We start from the raw sequence: 12863 nt of genomic DNA, 5'->3' as shown, positions 1-12863 counted from the left end.
GCACGTCGCGGCGCCCCCGCGCGGAGCGGATCGGCTACCGGCGGCCGACCACGGCGCGGGTCATGGCACGGGCGCTGCCGAGGTAACGGGCCGGGTCGCAGAGCTCCTTGATGCGGGCGGCGCCGAGGTGGCGTACGAGGTCGTCGTGGGTGAGCAGTTCCGCCTCCAGCGTGGTGCCGGTCTCGATGGCGGCGCGGCAGGCCTCGTAGACGACCTCGTGCGCCTGGTTGCGGCCGAGGACGGGGGCGACGTCCATCATCACGGCTTCGGCGACGATGAGGCCGCCGGTCAGGAGGGTGTTGCTGCGCATCCTGTCGGTCCTGACCTCCAGTCCGGAGAGCATGAACTCCGCCTGGTGGAGCGAGCTGGACAGCAGCAGGAACGCCTCGGGTACGGTCGCCCACTCCAGGTGCCAGGGGCCGGTGGCCCGTTCGAAGTCCTGCATGGTCGCGTCGAGCATGGTCGAGGACTTGTCGCGCAGCAGCTTGGCGGCCGCGAACATCAGCTCGCTGGAGATGGGGTTGCGCTTCTGCGGCATGGTGGAGCTGGCGCCGCGTCCGGGGACGAAGGGCTCCGCGAGTTCGCCGTACTCCGAGGAGCACATCATCATCACGTCCCAGGCGATCTTGCCCAGCGAGCCGCCGACGGACGCGAAGAGGGAGACCAGCTCCACCAGGCCGTCGCGGGTCACGTGCCAGGTGATGGCGGGGTCCGCCAGCCCCAGTTCCTCCGCGAGCGCGGCACGGGCCAGGAGCCCTTCGGGGCCGTCGCCCAGTGAGGCGAGTGTGCCGGCGGCGCCCCCGAACTGGACCATCAGCGCGCGGGCCCGGGCCTGCTCCAGGCGCTCGGCGTGGCGGTCGAGGGCGGACAGCCACACGGCGCAGCGGTAGCCGAACGTCACCGGCAGGGCGTGCTGGAGGTGGGTGCGGCCCGCGGTGACGGTGTCCGCGTGTTCCTCCGCGAGCCGGCGCAGGGCGTCCCTGACCCGGTCGAGCTGGGCCCCCAGGAGCGCGACGCCCTGCTTGCACTGGAGCATGACCGCGTTGTCCATGATGTCCTGGGTGGTCGCGCCCCAGTGAAGGTAGTGGCCGGCGTCCCCGCACTGGTCCGCGATCTGCTTGACGAGGGGCAGCACCGGATAGCCGACGATCTCGGTCTCCGCGCGCAGCCGCTCCAGGTCGAGGCTGTCGAAGTCGGCCTTGCGCGTGATGTCCTCGGCGGCCTCGGCGGGGATGATCCCGACCTTGGCCTGGGCGCGGGCCAGCGCGGTCTCGGTGTCGATGAGGCGACGGACGTACGCGCTGTCGCTGAACACCTCCCGCATGGCGGGGGTTCCGAACATGTCGCGGAAGAGGAAGGAGTCGAAGACGGTCGTGCTCACGGAGGATCTCACTTCTGCGCGATGGCGGGTTCGGGGGTGGTGGTACCGGATTCCGTGGGAGTGGTGCCGGGTTCCGTGCGGGTGGTGCCGGGTTCCGCGCGGGTGTCGTCGGTCTCCGGCAGGGCGAGGAACGCCTTCGGGTCGGCGAGCGCCCGGTTGACCTTGTCGACGTCCATCTCCTTGGACCACTTGGCGATGGCGAAGGTGGCGACGACATTGCCGAAGGTGTTGCAGAAGGCGGTGGCCATGGACATCAGGCGGTAGACGCCGAAGAGGACGGCGACGCCCTCCACCGGCAGGTAGCCGGTCGCCGCGACGGTCGAGGCGAAGACGACGAAGGTGCCGCCGGAGACGGTGGCCGCCCCCTTCGAGGTGAGCAGCATGATGAGCAGGAGCCCGAGCTGCTCGGGGATGCTCATGTCGATGCCGTAGGCGTTGGCGACGAACATGGTGCAGATGGCCATGTACAGGGAGGTGCCGTCGAGGTTGAAGGCGTAGCCGGTCGGCACGACCAGTCCGACGGTCTGCTTGGAGCAGCCGATCCTGGTGAGCTTCTTGAGCAGGCCGGGCAGCGCCGCCTCGGAGGAGGCGGTGCCGAGGACCAGGGTCATCTCGACGCGGACGTACTGGAGGATGCGCCAGATGTTGAACCCCGCCAGCAGGCAGACCAGGCCGAGGACGCCGCCGATGAAGAGGGCCACGACCGCCCAGTACTCCAGGACGAGTTCGGCCAGAGCGAGGAGCATGCCGCTGCCGTTCGCGCCCACGGAGTAGGCGATGGCGCCGAACGCCCCGATCGGCGCGAGCTTCATGACGACGTTGACGAAGGCGAAGAACGTCTCGGAGATCACCTCCAGCCCCTTGTTGACCTGGGTCTGGAGATGCGGGGCGAGGGCGAGCAGTCCGATGCCGAAGAGCACGGCCAGGACCACGACCTGGAGCAACTGCCCGGAGGAGAACGCTCCGACGAAGTTGTCGGGGACGATGCCCTTCAGGAAGGCGGTGAAGCCGTGCTCGCCCTCCCCGGCCGGAGGCGCGGCGCCCGTGTCCGCGGAGAGGGAGCCGAGCCCCTTGCCGACACCCAGGAGGTTCGCGGCCACCAGGCCGATGACGAGGGCGAGTGTCGAGACGACCTCGAAGTACACGAGGGCCAGGAAGCCGATGCGGCTCGCCTTCTTGAGGTCGCCCGCGGAGGCGATGCCCATGACCACGGTGAAGAAGACCAGCGGTGCCACGCCCGCCTTGACCAGCGCGAGGAAGAGATCTCCGACGATCTTCAGGTCGACGGCGAAGCCGGGGAAGAGAAAACCGACCGCGACGCCGAGTGCCATGGCGACGGCGATCTGGGCCCCGATCCCCCGGTACCAGCGGTTCTTGCGTGGGGGTGGCGGATCCGCGGACAGCAGTTGCTCCTGGGGCCTCATGCGGGCACATCCTTGTCTAGACATGAGTTGTGTCTAGACAAGGAACCTCATGGAAATATCGCTGTCAAGGGGTCGCGTCGGAAGTCGCGATGGAAGTCACGACGGGATGGGTCGGCGCGCAGGAGTACGAGGAAGCACGGGAGTACGGTCCCCACCAGGGCGTGCCGGGGGGCCTGGGGCTGAGGGCAGGCCTCGGCCCCAGGCCCCTGCCCCCGGGCTCAACTGCGCTGGAGCGTCGTCTCGTAGACGAAGGTGCCCTGGGCGTGAACGCTGACGCTGACCTCGAAGAGCCGTCCTCGGGCGTCGTAGTAGCGGCGTACGAACTCCAGTCCCGGGCTGCCCGTCGCGACCCCGAGACGGGCGGCCGCCTCCGCCGGGACACCGACCGCCCGTACCCGCTGCACCACGCGGTCCACCGCTCGCCCCGCGTGCGTCTCGACCAGGTCCGAGATCAGCCGCGGGCTGTCTTCGAGGGGACCGGCGATGGCGTGGGCGTCGGACGGCTCCAGATAGACCCTGGCCCAGGAGACCACCTGATCGGCGTGGTCCGGGTCGCGGCGTACGGACGTGATGCGGACGCTGCGGGTCTCCGGGGCCAGTCCGGTCACCGCGGCGAGCGCCTCGTCCACCACCACGTGGTCGACGGACAGGATGCTCCTGACGGCCGAGGTGCCGTACTGGGTGAGTTCCTGGAGGCTGCCGAGGTGGGTGGTGAACGCCGCCACCGGCAGGGTCCGTTCCACCCGGGTCCCCGTCCCCGGATGGCGCGAGATGAGCCCGCCCGCCTCCAGCTGCCGCAGGGCCCGGCGCAGGGTCTCCCGCGACACCTTGTACGAGGCGGCCAGTTCGGGTTCGGTCGGGAGGAGGGAGCCGACGGCCCACTGTCCGTCCGCGAGCCTGGACATGAGGTCGCTCGCGATGACCGCATACCGTGGCTCACCCACGACTGGCCCCCAGGGAGATCAACCGGACAACAGGGTCGGAGTCTAGTGCCCGCCCCGGCAGGGTCGGCGCACGAGAGGGCGGGACCCCGCCAGGAGGTCCCGCCCTGTCTTCCACGCGTCAGGATTCCACGCGTCAGGTCAGAAGCGGTCCGGGGCCCGCTGCGGGAGCGGGGAGCCGGGGAGTTCGCCCCGCTTCCGGTTCTTCCGCGCCTCCGCGTTCGACTCGGCCGTCGCCTGGCAGGTCACGTCCTTCGCCGGGAGCTTGCCGGTGAGCAGGTACCCGGTGACCGTGTCGTCCGTGCACGCGTTGCCGTTCGGATAGACACCGTGACCCTCGCCGCCGAGGACGGTGACCATCTTCGAGCTCTTCAGGTCGGCGTGCAGCGCCTGACCGCTGGGCAGCGGGGTCTGCGAGTCCCACTCGTTCTGGACGACCAGGGAGGGGACCGTGTTGTTCACGTCGGTCGCCGGCTCCACGGACCTGTCCCAGAACGCACAGGGCTTGATGCTGGAGGCGAAATCACCGAAGAGCGGGTAACGGGCCTTGTCCTCGATGGCGTCGCGCCGGTAGCTCTCCGGATCGCGGGACCACGCGGCCGAGTTGTCGCCGCACACCACGGCCCAGAAGCTCGCCGTCATGTTGTCGGACGGCGCCTCGGCGGCACGGGGGGCGGTCCCGGCGGCCCCGGTCCCGGCGGCGCCTGCCGTGCCGGTGCGCTCGGATGCGGCGAACGGCGCGAGCTTCTTCGCCGAGGCGGGCTCGCCGGCCGCGGCCTTCTTCAGCTCCACGACCCCCTCGGTGGCGTACACAGGGGTGAAGACCGCCCCGCGCATGCCGCTGCGGATGTCGTCACCGGTGGTCGGCTGCCCGTCCACCATGATGGGCTTCTCGTCGGCCTGCGCGACCAGGTCCCAGAGGGTCCGCTCGACCTCCTTCGGGGTGTCACCGAGGCCGTACGTCTCCGCACGCGCGGCGGCCCACTCGGTCCACCGGTCGAACGCGGGCTCGGCACCCTCCGCCCACCACTGGATCATCCCCCGCCAGGCGCGCGCCGGATCGACCGCGCTGTCCAGCACGAACCGGTCGGCCCGGCCCGGGAAGAGCTGGGTGTAGACGGCGCCCAGGTAGGTGCCGTACGAGTAGCCCACGTACGAGATCTTCTTCTCGCCGAGGATCGCCCGCAGCAGATCCATGTCACGCGCGGTGTTGCGCGTGGTGATGTGCGCGAGCGTGTCGCCCGCCTTCTCCCGGCACTTGTCCGCGACGCCACGTGCCCAGGCGACGTCCTTGTCGAACGTCTCCTCCTTGTACGGCCGCAGCGGATCCTCCTCCTCCGGCTCCAGGTCGCAGGAGACCGGGCTGCTCCGCCCCACACCGCGCGGGTCGAAGCCGATGAGGTCGTACTTCTGCCGCGCCGACTCGGGGAGCCGGTCCCGCATCCCCATCGGCATGTAGAGCCCCTCGCCGCCGGGGCCGCCGGGGTTGGAGAGCAGGACCCCCCGCCGCTTGTCGGGCGCGGTGCTCCTGATCCGGGATATGGCCAGGTCGATCCGCTTGCCCCCGGGGACCCGGTAGTCGAGCGGGACCTCGATCGTGGCGCACTCGACCTCCGCCTCGACATCGGCTTGGCACCGCTTCCACTGCGGCTTCTGCCGCACGTACGGGTCCAGCGCGCCCTTGGCGGCGGACGAGGAGGCAGACGGGGAGGAGGCAGTCGACGAAGAAGCGGCCGACGAGGCGGCGGCCGGAGCCGCGGTGGCGGATGGCGTGGCGGTGGCCGTCGGGGCGGCGAGCACGGGTGCCAGCGTTGCCGTGACACCCACGGCCAACAGGGGCGCGAGACGTCGTCTGCGCACGATATCGATCCTTCCGGTCGCATGTTCGGACAGGAATGATCTTTCAGGAACCGGCCCCACCCGCGGATCCCCCGCCGGGCTGCACCTGCCCTCCGCCCTGGGGCTGACACAACAGCCTTACGTGATACCCGAGTTGTAGGGGACGTACCCCACGCAGGAGACCCGGCCCGCTCAGCACAGTGCCCCGGAGCGGGCCGCTCTGCGCGGCCGCTCCGGGGCACTTCACACCGGACGGTGTGTCAGGCGTTCGCCGGCTCCGGGGTCGGTGCCGAGCCCGAGCCCGCGTCCGGGTCCGGGTCCGTCCCGGTCCGCGCGGGCGGGTTCTCGTCCGTGGACCTCTTCGCCGCCTTCTTCTTCGCGCGGCGCTCCTTGCGGAGCTCCACCATCGCGTAGAGCGTCGGCACCAGCAGCAGCGTCAGCAGTGTCGACGACAGCAGGCCGCCGATCACCACCACGGCGAGGGGCTGGCCGATGAAGCCGCCCTCACCCGTGACGCCGAGAGCCATCGGGACCAGCGCGAAGATCGTGGCCAGTGCCGTCATCAGGATCGGGCGGAGCCGGTGGCGGCCACCCTCGACGACCGCTTCCACGACACCCAGGCCCTGGGCGCGGTACTGGTTGATCAGGTCGATCAGGACGATCGCGTTGGTCACCACGATGCCGATCAGCATCAGCATGCCGATCATCGCCGGGATGCCCAGCGGCGTACCGGTCACCACCAGCAGCCCGATCGCGCCGGTCGCCGCGAACGGCACGGAGACCAGCAGGATCAGCGGCTGGACCAGCGAGCGGAAGGTCGCGACCAGGAGCATGAACACGATCGCGATGGCCGCGAGCATGGCCAGGCCGAGCTGGACGAACGCGTCCGACTGGTCCGCGGAGACACCGCCGATGGAGACGGTGGCGCCCTCGGGCAGCTTCAGGGAGTCGATCTTCGACTGGAGCTCGGTGCTGACCGCGCCCGTGTTGTCGCCGACCGGCCTGGCGGTGATGGTCGCGGCGCGCGCGCCATCGATGCGGGTCATCGAGACCGGCCCCGGGACCAGTTCGACGGTCGCGATCTGACCGAGCTTCACCGGGCCGAGCGGCAGGTTCTTCAGCTCGGCGATGGTCGTGGCGGGCTTGTCGGAGGTGACGACGACATCGCGCTCGCTGTCGTCCAGCATCGCCGTGCCGGCCGAGGTTCCGCGGACGGCCTGGCCGACCGCCATGCCGAGCGTGGTGTCGTTGAAACCGGCGTCGGCGGCCTTGGAGTTGGCCTTGACGGAGATACGGGGGATGCTCTGCGCCAGGTCGCTCTCGACGTCGGTCACGTTGTCGAGACCGGCGACCGCGTCCCGTACCTGCTCCGCAGCCTTGTCGAGGGTGTCCGCCTCGGACGCCTTGACCACGACGCTCAGGTTCTGGTTGCCGAACCCGTCGCCCGCGCCGATCGTGGTGCTGCCGATGCCGTCGAGCTTGGCGAGCTCCTTCTCCAGGTGCTCCGTGGTCCGCTCGGCCTGCGCCGCGTCCTTCAGGGTCACCTGGTACGACGCCTGGTTGGCGCCCGTACCGCCGCCGAAGGCCGCCATGAAGCCGGACGAGCCGACGGTGACCTGGTACTCCTTGATCTCGTCCGTGTCGGCGAGGACCTTCTCGACCTTCTTCGCGGCGGCGTCCGCCGACTCCAGGCTGGTGCCGGGCTCCAGCTCCTGCTTGACGGTGAGGATCTCCTGCTCACCCTGGTCGAAGAAGTTGGTCTTGAGCAGCGGTGCCATGCCGAACGTGGCGAGCAGGACGACGACCGCGATGGCCAGGCTCGCGATCCGGCGCCGGGTGGCGAAACGGAGGACCGGGACGTACAGCCGCTGGAGCCTGCTGTTGGTCTCCTTCTCCTCCGCCACACGGCGTGCCTCGTCGGGGTCGACCCCGACGATCTCCTTCGGCGGCCTGAGGAACCAGTACGAGAGCACCGGGACCACGGTGAGCGAGACGATCAGCGAGCCGATCAGGGCCGCCGTCACGGTGAGCGAGAACGAGCCGAACAGCTCGCCGACCATGCCGCCCACGAGACCGATCGGCAGGAAGACCGCGACGGTGGTGAGGGTGGAGGCGGTGACCGCGCCCGCGACCTCGCGGACCGCGGTGAGGATCGCCTTCTCGCGCTCCTCGCCGTAGCCGAGGTGGCGCTTGATGTTCTCCAGGACGACGATCGAGTCGTCGACGACGCGGCCGATCGCGATGGTCAGCGCGCCGAGGGTGAGCATGTTGAGCGACAGGTCACGCGTCCACAGCACGATCAGCGCGAGGACGATGGAGAGCGGGATGGAGACCGCGGTGACGATGGTGGAGCGCAGCGAGGCCAGGAAGACCAGGATCACGAGGACCGCGAAGAGCAGGCCGAGCGCGCCCTCGGTGGTCAGGCCCGAGATGGACTTGGAGACCGCGGGGCCCTGGTCGGTGACGACGGTGAGGTCGGCGCCGGAGCCGAGGTCCTTGCGCAGGTCGGACAGCTTCTCCTTGACCGCGTCCGAGATGGCGACGGCGCTGCCGTCCTTGTCCATCGTGACGGCGACGGCGAGGCTGGGCTTGCCGTTGGTGCGGGTCAGGGAGGTCGCGGCGGACTCGGTCTGCTCGACGGTGGCGATGTCACCGAGACGCACGGCGCCGGACGGCGCCCCGCCGTCACCGGCTCCGGGGGCCCCGCCGGCCGCGGGCGAGATCCGCAGGTCCTCGATCTGCTTGAGGGAGGTGTAGCCGCCGCCGACCTGCACCGTACGGCTCTTGCCGTCCTCGGTGAAGGAGCCCGCGGGGAGGGCCGCGCCGCCCGCCTTGAGGGCCTCGGAGAGCGACATGGCGTTGAGGCCGGCCGCGGCGAGCTTCTTGTCGTCGGGCGTGACGGAGACCTGGAGGTCCCTGACGCCGTCGATGGTGACCTGGCCGACGCCGTCGATGCCCTGGAGCGCGGGGACCACCGAGCGGTCGAGCTGGTCGGCAAGGGCCTGCTGGTCCTTGTCGGAGGTGACCGCGAGGACGACGGTCGGGATGTCGTCCGTCGAGCCGGCGATGACCTGCGGGTCCACGGTGGCCGGGAGCTGTGCCCTGGCGCGGTTCACGGCCTGCTGGACGTCGGCGACGAGCTGCTTCGTACCGCTGTCACCGAAGTCGAAGCTCGCCATGATGACGGCGTTGCCCTCGCTGGCGGTGGAGGTGACGGTCTCGATGCCGTCGACGGTCTTGATGGAGTTCTCGAGCGGTTCGACGACCTGCTTCTCGACCACATCGGGGGAGGCGCCCTGGTAGGGGGCGAGCACCGAGACCATCGGGAGTTCGATGGAGGGCAGCAGTTGCTGCTTGAGCTGCGGTATCGCGATCGCTCCGAAGAGCAGCGCGATGATAGACATCAGCCCTATCAGGGCCCTTTGCGCGAGGCTGAATTTTGCCAGCCAGGACATGGGGTCTCTCTTCTTGTGGTGTACGCGGCAGGCGGGCGGTACGGCCCGGCCGTGGAGGCACGGCATGGCACCTCCGCCGGAAGTGCATGACGCGGCCGGCGGAGAACGGCGACGACCTCTCCTCATACGATCAACCATTCGGGAGCCGAATCCGTCGCCCCCAGGTCTCTTTTCCTTATGCTCCGCATACCGCGCCTGGAGTAGTCGAACGCGGTTTCCTACTCCACCCTTGGACGTACGAGGCCCGATTCGTAGGCGATTACCACGAGTTGCGCCCTGTCCCGGGCGCCAAGTTTTGCCATCGCACGGTTCACATGGGTCTTGACAGTCAGCGGACTGACCTGAAGGCGTTCCGCGATCTCGTCGTTGGAGTGGCCGCCCGCGACGAGGACGAGCACTTCGCGCTCGCGCACCGTGAGGGCCGCGAGCCGCTCGTGGTGCCGGGCCGGGTCCTGCGCCTCGGGCTGTCCGTCGCCCTGCGCGAGGAAGGTGGCGATCAGCCCCTTCGTGGCGGCGGGCGACAGCAGCGCGTCGCCCGCGGCGGCGATCCGGATGGCGTTGAGGAGTTCCTCGGGCTCGGCGCCCTTGCCGAGGAACCCGGAGGCCCCGGCGCGCAGCGACTGCACCACGTACTCGTCGACCTCGAAGGTGGTCAGCATGACGATGTGCACCCCGGCTAGCTCCGGGTCGGCGCTGATCGTACGGGTGGCGGCGAGGCCGTCCGTACCGGGCATCCGGATGTCCATCAGGACCACGTCGGCGCGGGTGGCGCGGGCGAGGGCGACGGCCTGCGCGCCGTCGGCGGCCTCGCCGACGACCTCCATGTCGGGCTCGGAGTCGACCAGTACGCGGAACGCACTGCGCAGCAGCGCCTGGTCGTCGGCGAGCAGCACCCTGATCGTCACGCGTTCTCCCCGGTCCGGTTCATCACCGGCAGTATCGCCTGGGTGCGGAAGCCGCCGCCGTAGCGGGGTCCCGCGGTGAGGGTGCCGCCGAGGGCGGTGACGCGCTCGCGCATGCCGATGAGGCCGTGGCCGCCGGTGCCGGCGATGCCGGCCTCGGCGTCGGTGTCGCCGGTGCCGTTGTCCAGGACGGTGATCTCCACGGTGGGTCCCACCCGTACGACGCTGACCTCGGCCTTCGCTCCCCCGCCCGCGTGCTTGCGCACATTGGTCAGCGCCTCCTGGATGATCCGGTACGCGGCGAGATCGACGGCGGCGGGCAGCTCGTTCCCGGGGTACGCCGCGCTGTTCGTCGCGAACTCCACGGGCAGGCCCGCGTGCCGGAACGTGTCGAGCAGCCCGTCGAGCTGGGCGAGGCCCGGGGCCGGTTCGGTCGGGGCGGCCGGGTCGCCGGACTGTCTGAGCAGGCCGACGGTGGTGCGCAGTTCGTCGAGCGCGGAGCGGCTGGCCGCCCGTACGTGGGCGAGGGCTTCCTTGGCCTGGTCGGGCCGTTTGTCCATGACGTGGGAGGCGACCCCCGCCTGCACGTTGACCAGGGCGATGTGGTGGGCGACGACGTCGTGCAGGTCGCGGGCGATCCGCAGCCGCTCCTCGGCGACCCGGCGGCGCGCCTCCTCCTCGCGGGTGCGCTCGGCGCGCTCGGCGCGTTCCCGGATGGCGTCGACGAAGGCGCGGCGGCTGCGTACGGCGTCCCCCGCGGCGCCCGCCAACCCGGTCCAGGCGAGAATCCCGAAGTTCTCCTGCGAGTACCAGGGCCCGGGGCCGATCCCCATCGCCACCGCCGCGAGCGCGCTCATGGTGACGAAGCCGACGCGCCAGGTGGTGGGGCGATCGGTACGGGCGGCGACGGTGTAGAGCGCCAGAACGGCGGAGACGAAGACCGGCGCGGGCTTCTCCGTCGTGATCAGCCCGACCAGGGTCAGCGCGCCGGCGCAGAGCAGGACCTGCATGGGCGCGCGGCGCCGGAAGACCAGCACGGCGGCGGCGAGCACCACGAGCACGAGGCCGAGCGTGGTGGGGGTGCGGGTCCCGAAGGAGGGCCCGCCGGGGCCGCGGTGCGGTTCGGCGAACGAACCGACGACCATGCAGACGAGGGCGCCCGCGGCGAGCACGCCGTCGGCGGCGAGAGGATGGGCGCGGGCCCAGCGCCGCGTGCGCCCGAACGCGCTTCCGAGGGAGGTCACGCCACCCAACGGTACGGTGCGCTCAGGACCCCCGGTGCGGCCCGGGGCGGAGCGGTCTCGGCCGGAGAACGTCTCGGCCGGAGAACGTCTCGGCCGGAGAACGGTGTCTCAGACGGAGAACGGTATGGGGTGGATCTCGTCCGCCCGGTGCCCGGCGCGCTCGTGGACGCGCTGCACCGCCTCGGCCGAGGGCGCCTCGGAGAGGCAGAAGACATCGCCGGAGGCCGGATCGGCCCAGGCGTGCTGGAAGGTGACGTTCTCCTGGCCCTCGATCGCGCGGTCGGCGTCGTGGGCCTGCCGGAGCTGGTCACTCGTGATGTCGCGCATACCGTGGTGGATGTCCATGAACGTGGCCATCGGACTCGTACCTCCAACTGACTGGGCCCCCTCGCCCCCGCCTTCCATGGTGCGCCGGGGAGCGCCCCGCCGCAGCACGGCCCGGGACGACGGTGGCCCCCCTTCACCACGGGGAACCTGGCCCCAGGGGGAACCGAGCCCTAGGAAGAAGCGGGAATCAGGCCGTCGTCGTTCAGGAGGGCCCGGACCTCCTCCAGCGTGGCGTCCGGGGACGGCAGGATCAGTTCGGACGGTTCCAGGGCGTCGGCGGGAAGCGGCTCGCCCAGTTCGCGCACCTTGGCCAGGAGCGCGTGGAAGGTGCGGCGGAAGCCGACCTCGTCGCTGCTCCTGACCTCGGCCAGCAGTTCGTCGTCCAGCTTGTCGAGCTCGGCGAAGTGGCTGTCCGCCAGCTTCACCTGGCCCTCCCCCATGATCCGTACGATCATGACGAATCCCTACTGCTTGTCGAATTTGTGCTGGCTCGGGGTGGCGTCCTGGGGGTCGGTCGCGCCGCCCTCGATCGCCTGCTTCTGGGTCGAGCCGCCGGCCAGCTCGGCCTTCATGCGCTGCAGCTCCAGCTCCACGTCCGAACCGCCGGAGATGCGGTCCAGCTCCGTCGCGATGTCGTCCTTCGCGAGCCCGGAGTGGTCGTCCAGGGCACCGGAGGCCAGCAGCTCGTCGATGGCGCCCGCGCGCGCCTGGAGCTGGGCGGTCTTGTCCTCGGCGCGCTGGATCGCCATGCCGACGTCGCCCATCTCCTCGGAGATGCCGGAGAACGCCTCACCGATCCGGGTCTGCGCCTGGGCGGCGGTGTAGGTGGCCTTGATCGTCTCCTTCTTCGTACGGAAGGCGTCGACCTTGGCCTGGAGGCGCTGCGCGGCGAGGGTCAGCTTCTCCTCCTCGCCCTGGAGGGTCTGGTGTTGCGTCTCCAGGTCGCTGACCTGCTGCTGGAGCGAGGCACGGCGGGACAGCGCCTCGCGCGCCAGGTCCTCCCGGCCGAGCGCCAGCGCCTTGCGCCCCTGGTCCTCCAGCTTGCTCGACTGGCCCTGCAACTGGTTGAGCTGCAGTTCCAGGCGCTTGCGGGACGTCGCCACGTCGGCGACGCCGCGACGCACCTTCTGCAGCAGTTCGAGCTGCTTCTGATACGAGTAGTCAAGGGTCTCGCGCGGATCCTCGGCCCGGTCAAGGGCCTTGTTGGCTTTCGCGCGGAAGATCATCCCCATACGCTTCATGACACCGCTCATGGGCTTCGCGCGCCCCCTTCTGACGGACTACAGCTCCAGCACTCCAACAGAACCCACAGTACGGGCCCTGCCTCTATTACCGCACTGTTCCAGCACG

Annotated in this window: 10 protein-coding genes; all 10 read right to left on the bottom strand. The window is 70.4% G+C overall.

Annotated features, from left to right (window positions below):
- Window positions 1–34: 34 nt before the first annotated feature.
- Complete coding sequence (locus tag ACFXKG_RS25225; protein WP_384843292.1) at window positions 35–1381, bottom strand: adenylosuccinate lyase family protein; 1347 nt, start codon at window positions 1379–1381, stop codon at window positions 35–37.
- 8 nt (window positions 1382–1389) lie between these two features.
- Complete coding sequence (locus ACFXKG_RS25220) at window positions 1390–2805, bottom strand: cation:dicarboxylate symporter family transporter (protein WP_384843289.1); 1416 nt, start codon at window positions 2803–2805, stop codon at window positions 1390–1392.
- 218 nt (window positions 2806–3023) lie between these two features.
- Window positions 3024–3749: a GntR family transcriptional regulator gene (locus ACFXKG_RS25215; protein ID WP_384843287.1), complete on the bottom strand. Its 726-nt coding sequence runs from the start codon at window positions 3747–3749 to the stop codon at window positions 3024–3026.
- 138 nt (window positions 3750–3887) lie between these two features.
- On the bottom strand, window positions 3888–5606 hold the full coding sequence (locus ACFXKG_RS25210; protein ID WP_384843284.1) for an alpha/beta hydrolase: 1719 nt from the start codon (window positions 5604–5606) through the stop codon (window positions 3888–3890).
- Window positions 5607–5845: 239 nt separating this feature from the next.
- Window positions 5846–9040 carry an efflux RND transporter permease subunit gene (locus ACFXKG_RS25205; RefSeq protein ID WP_384843281.1) on the bottom strand — a complete coding sequence of 1065 codons (3195 nt, stop codon included), beginning with the start codon at window positions 9038–9040 and terminating at the stop codon, window positions 5846–5848.
- A 218-nt stretch (window positions 9041–9258) separates the two neighbouring features.
- Entirely contained in the window at window positions 9259–9945 is a 687-nt protein-coding gene (locus ACFXKG_RS25200) for a response regulator (RefSeq protein ID WP_384843278.1), read from the bottom strand.
- On the bottom strand, window positions 9942–11186 hold the full coding sequence (locus ACFXKG_RS25195; protein ID WP_384843275.1) for a sensor histidine kinase: 1245 nt from the start codon (window positions 11184–11186) through the stop codon (window positions 9942–9944). The genes ACFXKG_RS25200 and ACFXKG_RS25195 overlap by 4 nt, the downstream gene beginning before the upstream one ends.
- Before the next feature lie 108 nt (window positions 11187–11294).
- Window positions 11295–11543 (bottom strand): SCO4226 family nickel-binding protein, encoded by a 249-nt coding sequence (locus ACFXKG_RS25190; RefSeq protein ID WP_384843272.1) that lies wholly within the window; start codon window positions 11541–11543, stop codon window positions 11295–11297.
- Between the two features lie 140 nt (window positions 11544–11683).
- A complete protein-coding gene (locus ACFXKG_RS25185) occupies window positions 11684–11968 on the bottom strand; it encodes a hypothetical protein (RefSeq protein WP_384843269.1) in 285 nt (94 codons plus the stop codon).
- A gap of 9 nt (window positions 11969–11977) precedes the next feature.
- Window positions 11978–12754 (bottom strand): PspA/IM30 family protein, encoded by a 777-nt coding sequence (locus ACFXKG_RS25180; RefSeq protein ID WP_384843266.1) that lies wholly within the window; start codon window positions 12752–12754, stop codon window positions 11978–11980.
- Window positions 12755–12863: the final 109 nt, after the last annotated feature.

It is taken from the genome of Streptomyces sp. NPDC059255 (assembly GCF_042752355.1).
Classification (GTDB): domain Bacteria; phylum Actinomycetota; class Actinomycetes; order Streptomycetales; family Streptomycetaceae; genus Streptomyces.
This window is presented reverse-complemented; position numbering and strand designations above follow the sequence as displayed.